Consider the following 15,604-nt stretch of genomic DNA (forward strand, 5'->3'; position numbering starts at 1 on the left):
CACGGGACCGTCCGAACCGTCCGCGCTGACCGTTCGACGGCCGTTGGGCAAAGCTTTAACAATACGAGACGGTCTCGTATCGAAACGGCGTTAGGCTCGTCCCCATGTCCAACCCGTCTCCCTCCGCCGCGGCCTCCTCCGGGGTCGCCGCCGCCGAGCCCCGCATACCCGAGGCGATCCACCGCCGCCGCTGGTGGATCCTCACCGTCCTGATGTTCAGCCTGCTCATCGTGGTGCTGGACAACTCGATCCTGAACGTCGCGGTCAAGACGATCGCCAGCCCCGCGCCCACCGGCATCGGCGCCACCCAGAGCGAGCTGGAGTGGGCGATCAACTCCTACACGCTCGTCTTCGCCGGACTCCTCTTCACCGCCGGACTCCTCGGCGACCGCATCGGCCGCAAGAAGGTCCTCCTCTTCGGCATCCTGGTCTTCGGCATCGGCTCCGCCCTGGCCGCCATGTCCGCGTCGCCCGGCGAACTCATCACCTGGCGCGCCCTGATGGGCTTCGGCGCCGCCTTCGTGATGCCCGCCACCCTCGCCGTCCTGATGAACGTCTTCGAGCGCGACGAACAGCCCAAGGCCATCGGCATCTGGGCCGGCAGCGTCGGCCTCGGCATCGCGATCGGCCCGATCACCGGCGGGCTGCTCCTGGAGCACTTCTGGTGGGGCTCGATCTTCCTGGTGAACGTCCCCGTGGTCGTGCTGGCCCTGGTCGCCATGGCGATCCTGGTCCCCGACTCCCGCGACCCGAAGCCCGGCAAGGTCGACCCGGTGGGCGTCGCGCTCTCCATCGTCGGCCTGGTCCTGCTGGTGTACGGGATCATCCGGGGCGGCGAGCTCGCCGACTTCACCGACACCACCGTGCTGCTCTCCATCGTCGGCGGACTGCTGGTGCTGGCCGGATTCGTCTGGCACGAGAAGCGCAGCAGCCACCCGGCGATCGACATCACGTACTTCCGGAAGCCCGCGTTCTCCGCCGCCGTCGCCGCCATAGCGCTGGTCTTCTTCGCGCTCATGGGCGTGACCTTCTTCTCGGCCTTCTACCTCCAGAGCGTGCGCGGCTACAGCGCCCTGCAGTCGGGCCTGCTCATCGTTCCGCTCGCCGCCGCCCAGATGATCTTCGCGCCCCGGGCCCGGCTGGTCGTCGACCGGTTCGGCGCCCGTGCGGTCTGCACGGTGGGCATGCTCCTGGTCGCCGCCGGACTCGCCTCGTTCGCCCTGTTCGACGCCGGTACGCCGGTGTGGGTGATGTGCCTCGTCTTCTTCGTCCAGGGCACCGGAATGGCGCACATCATGCCGCCCGTCACCGTCGCCGTGATGCAGGCGCTGCCCCGCGAGAAGGCCGGTTCCGGTTCCGCCATCAACAACACCTTCCGCCAGGTCGGCGGAGCGCTCGGGATCGCGGTCCTCGGCTCGGTGCTCTCCACCGTCTATCGGGGTGACATCGAGGGCCACCTCTCCGCGGTCCCGGCCGGGGTCAGGGACGTGGCGGGCGAGTCCATCGAGGCCACGCTCGGTGTCGCCGAGAAGCTCGGCCCGGTGGCCGGAAAGCCTCTGGTCGCCGCCGCCAACGACGCCTTCATCAGCGCCATGCACGTGACCGCGCTCGGCTCGGCGGCCGTCGCCCTGGTCGGCGCGGTGGTCGTCGGCCTGTACCTGCCGGGGCGGACCCCGGCCACCCCGGCGGAGCCCGCGGCCCGGCCCGCGGAGGAGCCGGTGAGCCGCTGACCGACCCGGAGGGCCGTGGCCCACCGCCCCCTCGCGGTCGGCGAGAATCAGGGCGAAGGGCGTACGCGTACGGCGGCAGGGGCGTACATGTACGAAGGCACGGCTGTACGCGTACGAGGGCAGGGCTGTCCACGTACGGCGGCCGGCACGGAGAGAGGCGGCTTCAGGTGCGGGACCAGGACGACGGCGAGCACGACGGCGGCGAGCACGACGGCACGCGGTCCGGCGAGCAGGACCGGCACGACGCGTGCGCCGGCGCTGGCGACGGCGGCGCCGCGCGGGGCGACGGGGCTCAGGACCCCGAGCCCCGCCGCGGCCGCCCCCGCAGTGCCGCGGCCGAACGGGCGATCCTGGACGCCGTCATCACCCTCCTGGAGGCGGGCGAACCCCTGGCCGGCCTCTCCATCGAGCGCATCGCGCGTACGGCGGGCGTGGGCAAGGCCACGATCTACCGCCGGTGGACGGGAAAGGAAGAGCTCTTCGTCGACGTCGTACGGGACATGGAACCCGTCGACCCGCCCGTCTCCGGCACCGAGGGCCTCGCCGATCTGCGGGTCATGCTGGAATCCCTGCGCACCCGGGGCCTCGCCCAGCGCTCCTCGGTGCTCCTGCACAACATCTTCGCCCAGATGAAGAGCCACCCGAAGCTGTGGGACGAGTACTCCGGCACGGTGATCGCCCCCCGCCGCGAGCTGATGCTGGCGGCGGTACGGCGGGCCGTCGCCGCGGGGGAGCTCCGTGACGACCTCGACGTGGAGCTGATCGACGACCTCTTCGTCGGCCCGATGCTCGTCCGTACCGTCCACCGCCCCGACGCGCCCCTCCCCGACGACCTGGCCGACCGCATCATCGCGGCGCTGGTCCAGGGCCTGGCCCCGGCGGGCTCCCCGGCGCGCGCCTGACGCGCCGGGGCCGGGACGAGTGTGCTCGTTCTGTCACAAGCCCCCACCGGCCGGGCCCGGACCGGAACCTCTCGTGCCGCTCCACACGTCCTGCTCACGAAGAAGCCGTCGTCGACGGCGGGAAAGACGCCGCCCATCACCTAGGGTCGAGGGGCGCGGCGATGTGTACGGCAAGGCAGTGAGGACGAGCGCGATGGTGCAGGCGTACGGGGCGGACACGGGCAACGGCAGCGCGGAGCAGCCGCAGGCCGGCGGGTCCCGCTTCCGGAGCCTTCTGGGCAGAGCGGCCCGGGACCGGGGAATCTGGCGGCGCGGGATCGTGCTCGCCCTCTGCTCGGTGGTGCTGACCCTGGTGATGGTCGTCCACGCGCAGATCCCGAACCGGGTCGGCAACCTCGGCAGCCTCGTCGAGACGTTCCTGCCGTGGATAGCGCTGTTCATCCCGTTGCTGCTGATCCTGGCGCTGCTGCGGCGCTCCGCCACCGCGCTGATCGCCCTGCTGCTCCCGGCCGTGGTCTGGCTCAACATCTTCGGCGGCCTGATCACCGACAAGTCCGGCACCGGCGGCGACCTCACCGTCGCCACCCACAACGTCAACGCCGGCAACCCCGACCCCGCCGGCACCGCCCAGCAGGTCGCGGGCTCCGGGGCCGACGTCGTGGCCCTCCAGGAGCTGCCGGGCGGCCAGGTGTCCACGTACGAGAAGTCGCTCGCCGCCCGCTACCCGTACCACTCGGTCCAGGGCACCGTCGGGCTGTGGAGCAAGTACCCCCTCAGCAACACCAGGCCCGTCGACATCAAGATGGGCTGGACCCGGGCCATGCGCTCCACGGTGAAGGCGCCGCAGGGCGAGATCGCGGTGTACGTGGCCCACCTCCCGTCGGTCCGGGTGAAGCTGCACGCGGGGTTCACCGCCAACCAGCGCGACAACAGCGCCGACGCCCTCGGGGAGGCCATCGCCGACGAGCAGGTCGAGCGCGTCGTCCTCCTCGGCGACCTCAACGGCACGATGAACGACCGCTCCCTGAACGCGGTCACCTCCCAGATGCGCTCCACCCAGGGCGCGGCGGGCGACGGCTTCGGCTTCAGCTGGCCCGCCTCGTTCCCGATGGCCCGGATCGACCAGATCATGGTCAAGGGCGTCGAGCCGAAGTCCTCGTGGACCCTGGCGGCGACCGACAGCGACCACCTGCCGATCGCGGCCCGCGTGGAGCTGTGACAGGCATCAGGCAACCGGCCGTTCACCTCCCGGCATAAAACATCTGCGACAATTTGTTCCAGTCGCATACATAAAGAAGACTCAGCCGTCGCCCGGCGTGGATGCCGAGGCGACGGTTCTTCGTTCTGCCCCCGCCCCGAGATTGTGAAGGTTCTTCCCATGCCCCTGGCCCTGCTCGCCCTGGCCGTGAGCGCCTTCGGCATAGGCACGACCGAGTTCGTCATGATGGGCCTGCTGCCCAACGTGGCGGACGACCTGGACACGTCCGTACCGACCGCCGGCTACCTCGTGTCGGCGTACGCGATCGGCGTCGTCCTGGGCGCGCCCCTGCTCACCGGCCTCGGCTCCCGCGTCCCGCGCAAGAAGATGCTGCTGCTCCTGATGGCGCTGTTCACCGTCGGCAACCTGGCCTCGGCGCTCGCCCCTGACTTCGGCTGGCTGCTCGCGGGCCGCTTCCTCGCCGGACTCCCGCACGGCGCGTTCTTCGGCGTCGGCGCGGTCGTCGCCGCCCGGCTGGTCTCCGAGGGCCGCCAGGCGCGGGCGGTGGCGACGATGTTCCTCGGCCTGACGGTCGCCAACATCGTCGGAGTGCCCGCCGCCACCCTGCTCGGCCAGCACCTCGGCTGGCGGGCCACCTTCCTCGTCGTCGCCGTGATCGGCCTCGCCGCGATGGCGGCCCTGGCCCGCCTGGTGCCGCGTATCCCGGTCGAGGCCCACCAGGACGTACGCCGCGAACTCCGCGCCCTCGGCAACCGTCAGGTGCTCCTCGGGCTGCTCACGGCGGTCTTCGGCTTCGCCGGGGTCTTCGCGGTGTACTCGTACCTCTCGGCGATGACCACGAAGGCGATGGGCTTCGGCGAATCCTCGGTCACCCTCGTCCTTGCCCTCTTCGGCATCGGGATGACCCTGGGCGCCCTGGCCGCGGGCCCCCTCACGGACCGGGCCCTGCGCCCGACCCTGTACGGATCGCTCGGCGCGCTCGCGGTGGTCCTGGTGGCGTTCCCGTTCACGGTGCACGTGCAGTGGGCGGCGCTGGTGATGGTGGTGCTGCTGGGCGGCGTCGGGTTCATGACGACGACCCCGCTCCAGATGCTGGTCATGAACAAGGCGAAGGACGCCCCGACCCTGGCCTCCGCCTCCAACCACTCGGCCTTCAACCTGGCCAACGCGGGCGGCGCCTGGGTGGGCGGCGTGGCGATCGCAGCGGGCTGGGGCTGGACGTCCCCGGCCCTGGTGGGCGCGGTGCTGGCGGTGATCGGCCTGGCGATAGCCGCGACGGCGGGCTTCCTGGACCGGGACCCGGAGAAGCCGTCCCGGGTGGTGGCAGGAGCCCCGCGGACCCCAGCCCACAAGCCGACCGGCTCCCCTCACAGCCCGTCCGGCGTTTGAGGACGGAACCGTCGAACGGGGTGCCCGGTCACTCTCGTAGGCCCGAGGCCGGTCCCCCCTCTCCAGCCCGTCCGGCGTTTGAGGACGGAACCCTTGCGCCGGGCGGGCCCGCAGCCAAGTCGACCGCGGACCCGTCGGGCCACCCCCAGCCCGTCCGGCGCTTGAGGACAGAGGCGGCCACCGGACGCCCCCGGTGACCACCCCCCCGCTACGACGACTCGCGCCAGCGATTCGTGATCGGCAACCGCCGGTCCTTCCCGAACCCCTTGGGCGAGATCTTCGTCCCCGGCGGATACTGGCGCCGCTTGTACTCGGCCGTATCCACCATCCGCAACGTCTTCGCCACCAGCTCCGCATCGAACCCGGCCGCCACAATCGCGTCCATCCCCTGATCCCGGTCCACGTACAGCTCCAGGATCCCGTCGAGCACGTCGTAGTCCGGCAGCGAGTCCGTGTCGACCTGCCCCGGCCGCAGCTCCGCACTCGGCGGCTTGCTGATCGAGGCCTCCGGGATGGGCGGGGTCTGCCCGCGCTCCTCGGCGGCCCGGTTGCGCCACCTGGCCAGCCGGAACACCGACGACTTGTAGACGTCCTTGATCGGCCCGTACGCCCCGACCGCGTCCCCGTACAGCGTGGAGTAACCCACAGCCAGCTCGGACTTGTTGCCCGGCGCCAGCACGATCTGCCCCTCCTGGTTGGAGATGGCCATCAGCGTCGTACCGCGCAGCCGCGCCTGGAGGTTCTCCTCCGCGAGCCCGGTGAGCTCCAGCGACCCCATGTACGCGTCGAACATCGGCGCGATCGGCACCGTACGGAAGTTGAGCCCGGTCCGCCGGGCCAGTTCCGCCGCGTCGCCCTTGGAGTGGTCCGAGGAGTACTTCGACGGCATGGACACGCCGTAAACGTTCTGGGCCCCCACCGCATCGCACGCGATGGCCGCGCAGAGCGCCGAGTCGATCCCGCCGGAGAGCCCGAGCAGCACACTGCTGAAACCGTTCTTCGCAGCGTACGCACGCAGACCCACGACCAGCGCCGAGTAGACCTCCTCGTCGTCGTCCAGCCGCTCCGCATACCCGCCCGCGAGCTCCGGCTCGTACGCGTCCAAAGGCCGGTCGGACAGCACCACATGATCGATGCGCAGCCCGTCGTCCACCACACCCGAGGGCGCCACCGCGTCGGCGGCGGGCAGCTCCAGATCGAGGATCACGCTGCCCTCGGAGAACTGCGGCGCACGGGCGATGACCTCGCCCTCCTTGTCGACGACGATCGAGTCACCGTCGAAGACCAGCTCGTCCTGACCGCCGATCATCGCCAGGTACGCGGTCGTGCAGCCGGCCTCCTGTGCCCGCTTGCGGACCAGGTCGAGCCGGGTGTCGTCCTTGTCCCGCTCGTACGGCGAGGCGTTGATCGACAGCAGCAGCCCGGCCCCGGCGGACCGGGCGGCCGGGACGCGCCCGCCGTCCTGCCAGAGGTCCTCGCAGATGGCGAGGGCCACGTCGATGCCGTGCACCCGTACGACGGGCATCGAGTCGCCCGGCACGAAGTACCGGAACTCGTCGAACACCCCGTAGTTCGGCAGGTGGTGCTTGGCGAAGTTGAGCGCGATCCCGCCGCGGTGCAGCACGGCCGCCGCGTTGCGCGGAGAGCCCGAGGGCTGCCCGTACCGCGCGGCGGCGTGCTCGGAGCGGTCCAGGTAGCCGACGACGACCGGCAGCTCGCCGAAGCCCTCCTCGTCGAGCCGGACGGCCAGCGCGCGCAGCGCCTGCCGTGAGGCCTCGACGAAGGACGACCGCAGGGCCAGGTCCTCGACGGGATATCCGGTCAGCACCATCTCGGGGAACGCCACCAGGTGGGCGCCCTGCTCGGCGGCGTGCCGGGTCCAGTGGACGATCGACTCGGAGTTGCCGGCGAGGTCGCCGACGGTCGCGTCGATCTGATTCAGTGCGAGACGTAGTTGAGGCACGGAGCCCAGTGTAATCGTCTTTCTGACGCGATGTCCCGGTGGCCCGGGCAAAATCTGCCCGGGCTCACCGAAACCGCAGGTCGGAGCAGCTACTGGCGCCGACCCGCTGAGCTCCTGAGGCTCAGCCCCGGTACCCGAGGACCGTCATCATCCCCGCCTCCGCGTGGTAGACGTTGTGGCAGTGGACCATCCACAGCCCCGGGTTGTCGGCGTCGAACTCCACGGTCAGCGACCGGTGCGGCAGCACGATGGCAGTGTCCTTACGGGCTCCGGCTGCGTTCCCACCCAGTGCGAACGTGTGCCCGTGCAGATGCAGCGGGTGCCACATGGCCGTCCCGTTGTCGAAGACGACCCGCACCCGCTCCCCGGCCTCCACCGGCCTCCGCTGCTTCGCGTCGTACGGCTGCCCGTCGAAGGCCCAGTCGTACTCCGCCATCCCACCGGTGAGCCGCATCCGGATGGTCCGGTCCGGCGCACGCCCGGCCAGCGCCACCGACGGATCCGGCACCAGCCGCCCCGCCTCGATGAGCTTCCCGTCCAGCTCCTCGGGCCGTACGGAGGCGCCGGGCGCCGCACCGCTGCCGGTCCGCAGCACGGCGAGCGCGGACGCCTTCTTCCCCTCGGCCAGGGCGACAAGCGGGAAGACCCCGTCCCCGGCGGTGACGAGGACGTCGTACCGCTCACCCATCCCCAGCAGCACCGCGTCCCCCTGTGCGTGCCGGACGGGGAAGCCGTCGGTGTGGGTGACGGTCAGCCGGTGCCCGCCGAGCGCGACGCGGAAGGCGGTGTCGCCGCCGGCGTTGATGATCCGCAGCCGGATACGGTCACCGGGCCGCGCCCGGAAGGTCTCCGGATCATCCGCCACCCGCCCGTTGACGAGGTAGTACGGATAGGCGACATCCCCGGCGTCTCCACCGAGCAGCTCACTGCGGGCACCCATCATCATCCGGGAGGGCGAGCCGCCGTCCGGATCCTCCGCTTCCGCCGCCTCGGCCTCCGCCCCGGCCCCCGACATGCTGTGCGCGCCATGGTCCATCCCGCCACCCATCCCCCCGGACAGCTCCTTGAGGACGGCATCCGGAGTGGACCCCTCGACCCCGTCCACCCAGTCGTCGAGGACGACGACCCACTCCTTGTCGTACGCCAACGGCTCCTTCGGGTCCTCGACGACGAGCGGCGCGTACAGCCCCCGGTCCTGCTGGACGCCGGAGTGCGGGTGGAACCAGTACGTCCCCGGATGCGGCACCGTGAACCGGTACCGGAAGTCGGCCCCCGGCGCGATGTCCCGCTGGGTGAGCCCGGGAACCCCGTCCATGTCGTTGCGCAGGGCGAGACCGTGCCAGTGCATCGAGGTGGGCTGCGGAAGGTGGTTGGCCAGGGTCAGGTCGAGCGTGTCACCGGCGTTCACCCGCACCTCGCGCCCCGGCAGCCGGTCGCCGTAGGCCCAGGAGGTGACGGTGGTACCGCCGCCCAGATCGAGCCGGGTACGGGTGGCGGTGAGGGAGACCTCGCGTACGGGACCGGAGCCGCGCGCCTGCTCGGCCGCCGCGACCTCCTTGCCGCCGGGGGAGACGTACGTACCGGAATCCTGGGCACCGCCGGGGGAGTGGGCGCCGCCGTGGCCGCCGCCGTCGGAACAGGCGGCGAGGGCTCCCGTACCGGCGACGGCGAGAGCGGCGCCGAGCACGGCGCGTCGGGTGGGTTGCGTGGGCATGCTGAATACACCTCTGAGGAACGGTTGTTCACGTCGGTTCAGGGAGAAGGGCGGAGGTGAAACGCCCACTCCTAAATGCGCAGCACCGAAACGCTGTCGAGCACCGATATCGGGGGCGGCGGATTGGGCCGCAGCACACGCAGGAGCCCCGCACCCACCGCCGTACCGAGGGGCCGCCCGTCAGCTCGCAGCCCGGACAGCCAGGCACCGAGAAGGGCGAGACCCCAGGCGCCGAGGACGGCGAGGCAGACGGAGAGCGGGTCCATACCGCTCATGGGCGAGTGGTCGGGGGAGCCGTGGGAGGGATGCGCGCGGTCGGAGGCGGTTTCGGGCGCGGGCATGGCGTCGGGCGCGGAAACGGGCATCGCGCCGGACGTGGTGCCGGGCGCGGCCACGGGCGCCGAGGACGAGGGGGCATGCTCGGCCGGATGCCCGACGGTATGCATGGTGACGATGCCGAAGAGCAGCGCGGTGAGCAGCAGGAGCTGCCCGAAGATCACGCTCCCGCTTCCGCTCCGGACTCCGCCGGCCGTGCTCGCCATGCCGGCCACCCTACCCCCGGTGGGTATGCACACGGACAGTGGCCCGGCACCCCGAGGGGCACCGGGCCACTCAAGCGTGCCGACGCTCAGCTGCGGGAGTAGACCTTCTCCGCCCAGGCCGCGATCTGCTCCTCGGTGAGGTGCTGCGCGAGATCGGCCTCACTGATCATGCCGACGAGCTTCTTGTTCTCGACGACGGGGAGCCGGCGGATGCGGTGGTTCTGCATCTCCTCCAGGACCGCGTTCACATCCGCCCCCGCCTCGATCCAGCGCGGTGTGCCCTGGGCGAGGTCGCCCGCGGTCACCTTCGACGGGTCGTGGCCCTTGGCCACACAGCCGACGACGATGTCCCGGTCGGTGATGATGCCGACCATGCGGTCCGAGTCACCGTTGGCGGAGACGGGCAGCGCGCCCACGTTGTGCTCACGCATCAGCTGCGCCGCACGGTCGAGCGTCTCGTGGGCGGGGATCCAGCGGGCCCCGCTGTGCATGATGTCTTTGGCGGTCGTCATGGGGGATTTCCTCCTGCGTGCCGATGGCACTGCCGTACGGCCCCGAGCGCAACCCATCGTCATCGGCCGGCCGGGGAGGCGCGACCGCAATCACCCGTTCGGGTGCGCTGGTACGGGGGCGGGGGCTGACGCACGGGAGAAACCGGCCTTCAGATACGGCCTTCAGATACGGCCTTCGCTTACGGCCCTCAGGTACGGCCCTCAGGTACGAGCTTCACGTACATGGCTCACGTACATGCCTCACGTACGGGGCTTCGCCCCACGCGCGGCCAGCATGTCGCGCATGAGCCCCAGCTCGGACTGCTGCCCTTCGACCATGCCCGCGGCGAGCCGCTTCTCCACCGGGACGGAACACCGCGACACGCACGCCCCGGCCATGGAGACGCCGCCCTTGTGGTGGTCGGTCATCAACTGGAGGTAGAAGACCTCGGCCTGCTCACCGTTCAGCTCCCCGAGCCGCTTGAGGTCGTCCTTGGTGGCCATCCCCGGCATGAGCCCGGCGCCACCACCGCCCCCATGCCCGGCCGCATGATCACCGTGCCCGACCTCACCCCCCATCCACGTCATGGGACCGGCTCCGCCCGGAGCGACCTTGGGCAGCTCCCACAGATCGAGCCAGCCCAGCAGCATGCCGCGCTGGTTGGCCTGGGTGTTGGCGATGTCGTAGGCGAGACGGCGTACGTCCTCGTCGTCCGTACGGTCGCGGACGATGAAGGACATCTCCACGGCTTGTTGGTGGTGGACGGCCATGTCCCGGGCGAACCCGGCATCGGCGGAATCGGCGGCCGGTTCACCGGGCTCCCCGTCCCCCCGCGCGGAGGCGAGGGAGGCGGCCCCGGCGAAGAGCAGGGCGAGGACGACGGCACCCCCGGCCACCCACCGCACACGACGGGTCCTGAGCCGCTCCTTGCTCTCGGTGATCTGCACGGTGGTGGCGGTCACTGAGGCACCGTGGCCAGCCCGCCGGTGCAGGGGGCGCCGGGCTCGGGGGTCTGGGGGCCCTGGACGTACTGCGCGAGGAACTGGTCCACGCGCCGGTCGTCGGCACTGTCCACGGTGACCTGCTTGCCCCAGGCGCTGAGCACGATGGCGCCTTCCTGATCCGCGTACGGGCTCATGAGGGTGAACGGGGTGCTCCGGACCCGCTCGGCGAGCTTGGCCACATCCGCGTCGGCGGCCTTGGTGCTGTACGTGACCCAGACAGCGCCGTGCTCCAGGGAGTGGACGGCGTTGACGTCCGGGACGGCCTTTTCGTATACGTCGCCGTCGCAGTCGAGCCAGGAGGGATTGTGGTCGCCCCCGACGGGAGGCGTCATCGGATAGTCGACATCCCCGGCCGAGTGATTGCGCCCGAGCTCGGCGGCATCCCAGGACTTGAGCCCCGCGATGGCCCCACCGGTATCGCCCTTGTCTCCCCCGGGCTGCTTGCCGTCCTGGGCGGAGGAGCTGCCGGCCCGGTTCTCCTTGGCCTCGGAGGTCTCCAGCACCATGTACGTACCGAAGACGGCCAGACCGGCCACGACGGCGGCGCTGAGCCCTATGGCGATGGCCCGGTTACGGGTGGAACGGGCACCGCCGGAGGGCTGCTGGGGCGGGACGGCGTACCGGGGATCGCTGGGGCCGAAACTCATGGCGTCGAGTCCTTCTGCGAAGAGTCGGGAGGGGTGGGAGCCGGTCCGATGACCGACGCGCGCAGGCGGGCGGGAGAGCCGCCGCGGCCCCCGCACGCCACGGTCGCCGATCGTAGTGGGTGGCCGAGTGCTCTCTCACACCGTGTGCGTAATCTGGGGGAAATCCCGGGTCGCGATACTGAAGTGTCCCCCTACCCCGGGCGGTGGTGCACGGACCGTCTGAACTGCAAGGATGTGGCAATGGACAAGCAGCAGGAATTCGTCCTCAGGACCCTTGAGGAGCGCGACATCCGCTTCGTGCGGCTGTGGTTCACCGACGTCCTCGGGTTCCTCAAGTCCGTCGCCGTGGCCCCGGCCGAGCTGGAGCAGGCCTTCGACGAGGGCATCGGCTTCGACGGCTCGGCGATCGAGGGCTTCGCCCGGGTGTACGAATCGGACATGATCGCCAAGCCGGACCCGGGCACCTTCCAGATCCTGCCCTGGCGCGCGGAGGCCCCCGGCACCGCGCGGATGTTCTGCGACATCCTGATGCCCGACGGCTCCCCGTCCTTCGCGGACCCGCGGTACGTACTGAAGCGCATCCTCGCCAAGACGTCCGACCTCGGCTTCACCTTCTACACCCACCCCGAGATCGAGTTCTTCCTCCTGAAGAACAAGCCGGTCGACGGCACGCGCCCGACCCCGGCGGACAGCTCGGGCTACTTCGACCACACCCCGCAGAACGTGGGCATGGACTTCCGCCGCCAGGCGATCACGATGCTCGAATCGATGGGCATCTCGGTCGAGTTCAGCCACCACGAGGGTGCGCCGGGCCAGCAGGAGATCGACCTCCGCTACGCGGACGCGCTGTCGACGGCGGACAACATCATGACGTTCCGTCTGGTGATGAAGCAGGTGGCGCTGGAGCAGGGCGTGCAGGCGACGTTCATGCCGAAGCCCTTCTCGGAGTACCCGGGTTCGGGCATGCACACCCACCTCTCCCTCTTCGAGGGCGACCGCAACGCGTTCTACGAGTCGGGCGCGGAGTACCAGCTCTCCAAGGTCGGCCGCTCGTTCATCGCGGGCCTGCTGACGCACGCGGCGGAGATCTCGGCCGTCACCAACCAGTGGGTCAACTCCTACAAGCGCATCTGGGGCGGCTCGTCCCGAGCGGCCGGCGCGGGCGGCGAGGCCCCCTCGTACATCTGCTGGGGCCACAACAACCGCTCGGCCCTCATCCGCGTCCCCATGTACAAGCCCGGCAAGACGGGTTCGGCCCGCGTGGAGGTCCGCTCCATCGACTCCGGCGCCAACCCGTACCTCACCTACGCGGTCCTGCTCGCCGCAGGCCTCAAGGGCATCGAGGAGGGCTATGAACTCCCGGCCGGCGCCGACGACGACGTCTGGGCCCTCTCCGACGCGGAACGCCGCGCGATGGGCATCGAACCGCTCCCGCAGAACCTGGGCGAGGCGATCTCCCTGATGGAGAAGAGCGAACTGGTCGCCGAAACCCTGGGCGAGCACGTCTTCGACTTCTTCCTCCGCAACAAGAAGCAGGAGTGGGAGGAGTACCGCAGCGAGGTCACGGCCTTCGAGCTGAAGAACTTGCTGCCGGTGCTGTAGGGCCTGCCTGATCAGCAGCTCAGGAAGCGCAACGCGGGTGGGTCGCCCGGTTCAACCGAAGCGACCCACCCGCAGTCATGATCGGCTCTGGGCCGTCCAGGGGCCGTCAAGCCCTGACGGCTTGTTACAGGTTTCTCCACCTCATCAAGGCACCCCGCTGCGCTCATGGAGGATGAGGGGGGCGGGGATCTATGGCCTGCAACATAGTCCCGAGGTGGCTCCCGGGGACCTTTATGCCCACCCCCCTTGACCGCGGACCTCGAAGGTTCTCCGACCGGTCTCCAGCCACCAGACAATCTAGCAAGTGGCACTGACAACGGTCCGGCCCCAGGGGGAGCGAGGGTGCCTTGCTGCTGCAGAGCAGCGGAGTACCGCAGCCAGAGCAACCGCGTCCGACGAAGCATGGCCACTGGCCCCAGTCATCCATGACCTCTCAGGTGGCCACGCATCGCGGGCCCTGCAGAGGGGGCCGAAGCAGCACACCCCCTGTCGACCCGTGCGCGATAATCGGGGCATGGCATCAGCTTTCGACGTCCCCGGTCTCCGTCGCGCCAGGTTCGCCCGACGGGTGCCCGCCACACTGGCGGCGCTTGCCGGCCCGCGCCACGGGACTGTGTCGCTGCCACTTCATCTGGCGTGGTCGGGGCTGAGGGAGTTCGATCTCGATCAGCCACGGCTGCGGATGAGCTACTACCGCATCGTGCTGGGTGAGGGTATGCACGACGACCTGGTGGAGTACCTCAACCGCGATCTGCTTGTCCCCATGTGGCCCACCCTGCGGACGCTGATCAGCCGCGATATCCGTGACGTCTGGGAGGGTGCCTTCGACGAGCTCGCGCTCAGCGCCCGGACTGCTGCGTGAACCTCACCGACCTGCACCGCCGACTGCTCACCGACGTACTGGCTGTGGGCGGCGCCTATCCTCTCGCACTCACCGGTGGCTACGCCGTACAAGCGCACGGGCTGGTCGACCGGCTCAGCCAAGACCTCGACGTTGCCACCGAGAATCCCGAGCCCATGGAGGACATCGCGTCCACCGTACGGGTGGGGCTTGAGCAGCGCGGCTGGGAGGTTCGGGCACTGGAGGCCGATCCGCTGTCTGCTCGCTTGATCGTCACCGATCCGGCCGACGGTGAGGAGTGCGAGGTGGGCATCCTCAAGGAGACGCTATGGCGTCCGCCGGTACGGACCGCGCACGGGCTGGTGCTCTCCCTTGAGGATGTCGTCGGCACCAAGGTCCGCGCACTGGCTGACCGTGGCCTCGCACGCGACCTGATTGACGTACGAGCGGCCGTCGACCGATGGAGCCACGTCGAGCTGGAAGAGCTCGGGCGGCGGCACGCACGCGAATCCTTAGATCTGACCGAACTTCAGGCGCGGCTGGGCGGTGCCGACTGGATCGATGACACCGAGTTCGCCGCGTACGGGCTCGGTGAGCAGGAGATCACCACACTGCGGTTGTGGGCGCAGGAGTGGGCTCACGACATTGCGGAACGGCTCCTTGAAGGGGTGGCGCCACCCGAGGGCTGAGTTCGGGTGGTCGGCGGACGCCACCCGTTCGGGTTGCCTTGAAGCCGGTTCAGTAGCGGTGGCCCGGCCAGTGTGGGTCCTCCCACCTCGCCGGGCCGGTCAGTCCGATCAGGCGTATGCGGTGCAGTAGGGCCTCGGGGACCTCTGGGGCGTGCAGTCGCGTCGGTGCGTGGCGGGTCAGCCAGGAGGCGAGTTCTGGGCGTGGGTCGTCGGCCTCGTTGTCCCATGGGTCCCAGGGGAGCTGGTCTCCCAGTAGGTCGTACTCCCACTGAGCAGCCGCTTCGGCCAAGTGCCGGTCGGACACGTCATGGTCGAGCGTCTCCCAGACCGCAAGCCACGGGTCGAGCGTGCCGGAAGCCTCGGTGCACAGCGCCAGGAGCTCGTGTACGGGGACGGCGGGGGCGGGGTCCACGAGGCTGTGCGCCCACCAGGCGTGCAGGAACTCCCATACCGCCGCGCTCTGAGGGGCGGGCCATTGGCGCCAGTGTCCGCGGGCGAACGAGCGCCCGACCTCGTACATCCCGAACATGGGCTCCACGCGGCCGCTGACCAGCTCCCGGGTGAACTGGGGCAGGATGCGGCGCAGGACCGCCCCGTGGTCGCGCCAGTCAGGAGCGTCCCAAGTGCGACGTAGGAGGTCCGGGGAGAGCTCCGCGTCCGGGAGCTTCAGCAGCGCCAGGTCTTCCTGACTGCCCCAGTGGCACTCGCAGTTGTTCTCTTCGGGGTGTGTGGCCATCCCGCGAAAGGTGGCCGTCAAGCCTTCCAGGGCGCAGTCGAGCCGGATGCGGGTGGGAGCGGCGTCGGGGTTCATCGTGATCGGCACAGCCTTGGGTGACTCCAGGAGGCTTCCGCCTGCCGAAGATCGCAACA

At 70.3% G+C, this 15,604-nt stretch carries 14 protein-coding genes; 7 read left to right on the plus strand and 7 right to left on the minus strand.

From position 1 onward, the window contains the following. Positions 1-104 precede the first annotated feature (104 nt). The 4 genes from IE264_RS03960 (at position 105) to IE264_RS03975 (ending at position 5,240) form a co-directional block, all read left to right on the plus strand. Positions 105-1,730 carry an MFS transporter gene (locus IE264_RS03960; protein WP_032752991.1) on the plus strand — a complete coding sequence of 542 codons (1,626 nt, stop codon included), beginning with the start codon at positions 105-107 and terminating at the stop codon, positions 1,728-1,730. Positions 1,731-1,897: 167 nt separating this feature from the next. Further along, a complete protein-coding gene (locus IE264_RS03965; RefSeq protein ID WP_032752990.1) occupies positions 1,898-2,632 on the plus strand; it encodes a TetR/AcrR family transcriptional regulator in 735 nt (244 codons plus the stop codon). A 193-nt stretch (positions 2,633-2,825) separates the two neighbouring features. Further along, on the plus strand, positions 2,826-3,851 hold the full coding sequence (locus IE264_RS03970; protein WP_032752989.1) for an endonuclease/exonuclease/phosphatase family protein: 1,026 nt from the start codon (positions 2,826-2,828) through the stop codon (positions 3,849-3,851). Positions 3,852-4,010: 159 nt separating this feature from the next. Beyond that, a complete protein-coding gene (locus IE264_RS03975; RefSeq protein WP_032752987.1) occupies positions 4,011-5,240 on the plus strand; it encodes an MFS transporter in 1,230 nt (409 codons plus the stop codon). Between the two features lie 208 nt (positions 5,241-5,448). On the opposite strand, the gene IE264_RS03980 is transcribed toward IE264_RS03975, so the two are convergent. The 6 genes from IE264_RS03980 to IE264_RS04005 all read right to left on the minus strand — a co-directional run bounded on the left by IE264_RS03980 (position 5,449) and on the right by IE264_RS04005 (position 11,602). Then, positions 5,449-7,203, minus strand: coding sequence for an NAD+ synthase (locus IE264_RS03980; RefSeq protein WP_015608163.1), 1,755 nt, complete (start codon positions 7,201-7,203; stop codon positions 5,449-5,451). Positions 7,204-7,324: 121 nt separating this feature from the next. After that, positions 7,325-8,917: a multicopper oxidase family protein gene (locus IE264_RS03985; protein ID WP_032752985.1), complete on the minus strand. Its 1,593-nt coding sequence runs from the start codon at positions 8,915-8,917 to the stop codon at positions 7,325-7,327. Positions 8,918-8,988: 71 nt separating this feature from the next. Next, positions 8,989-9,459 (minus strand): hypothetical protein, encoded by a 471-nt coding sequence (locus IE264_RS03990; RefSeq protein ID WP_051821633.1) that lies wholly within the window; start codon positions 9,457-9,459, stop codon positions 8,989-8,991. An 86-nt stretch (positions 9,460-9,545) separates the two neighbouring features. Beyond that, entirely contained in the window at positions 9,546-9,971 is a 426-nt protein-coding gene (locus tag IE264_RS03995) for a CBS domain-containing protein (RefSeq protein WP_015608160.1), read from the minus strand. Between the two features lie 240 nt (positions 9,972-10,211). Next, positions 10,212-10,913, minus strand: coding sequence for a DUF305 domain-containing protein (locus IE264_RS04000; RefSeq protein WP_051821631.1), 702 nt, complete (start codon positions 10,911-10,913; stop codon positions 10,212-10,214). Then, on the minus strand, positions 10,910-11,602 hold the full coding sequence (locus tag IE264_RS04005; RefSeq protein ID WP_015608158.1) for a thioredoxin-like domain-containing protein: 693 nt from the start codon (positions 11,600-11,602) through the stop codon (positions 10,910-10,912). Before IE264_RS04005 ends, IE264_RS04000 begins: the two co-directional genes overlap by 4 nt. 240 nt (positions 11,603-11,842) lie before the next feature. Here IE264_RS04005 and glnA2 point away from each other — a divergent pair, with 240 nt between their 5' ends. The 3 genes from glnA2 (at position 11,843) to IE264_RS04020 (ending at position 14,734) form a co-directional block, all read left to right on the plus strand. Then, the gene (gene glnA2, locus IE264_RS04010) at positions 11,843-13,204 is read left to right on the plus strand and encodes a gamma-glutamylpolyamine synthetase GlnA2 (RefSeq protein WP_003969536.1); all 1,362 of its coding nucleotides are present in this window, start codon (positions 11,843-11,845) and stop codon (positions 13,202-13,204) included. Positions 13,205-13,718: 514 nt separating this feature from the next. Next, positions 13,719-14,066, plus strand: coding sequence for a hypothetical protein (locus IE264_RS04015; protein WP_032752981.1), 348 nt, complete (start codon positions 13,719-13,721; stop codon positions 14,064-14,066). Beyond that, on the plus strand, positions 14,063-14,734 hold the full coding sequence (locus IE264_RS04020; RefSeq protein WP_032752979.1) for a nucleotidyl transferase AbiEii/AbiGii toxin family protein: 672 nt from the start codon (positions 14,063-14,065) through the stop codon (positions 14,732-14,734). The genes IE264_RS04015 and IE264_RS04020 overlap by 4 nt, the downstream gene beginning before the upstream one ends. Positions 14,735-14,783: 49 nt before the next feature. Here the strand turns inward: IE264_RS04020 and IE264_RS04025 are convergent, their stop codons facing one another. Next, entirely contained in the window at positions 14,784-15,470 is a 687-nt protein-coding gene (locus tag IE264_RS04025) for a hypothetical protein (RefSeq protein WP_229887374.1), read from the minus strand. Between the last annotated feature and the right edge of the window lie 134 nt (positions 15,471-15,604).

Origin of the sequence: Streptomyces microflavus, assembly GCF_014650075.1 — a bacterium.
GTDB lineage: Bacteria > Actinomycetota > Actinomycetes > Streptomycetales > Streptomycetaceae > Streptomyces > Streptomyces microflavus.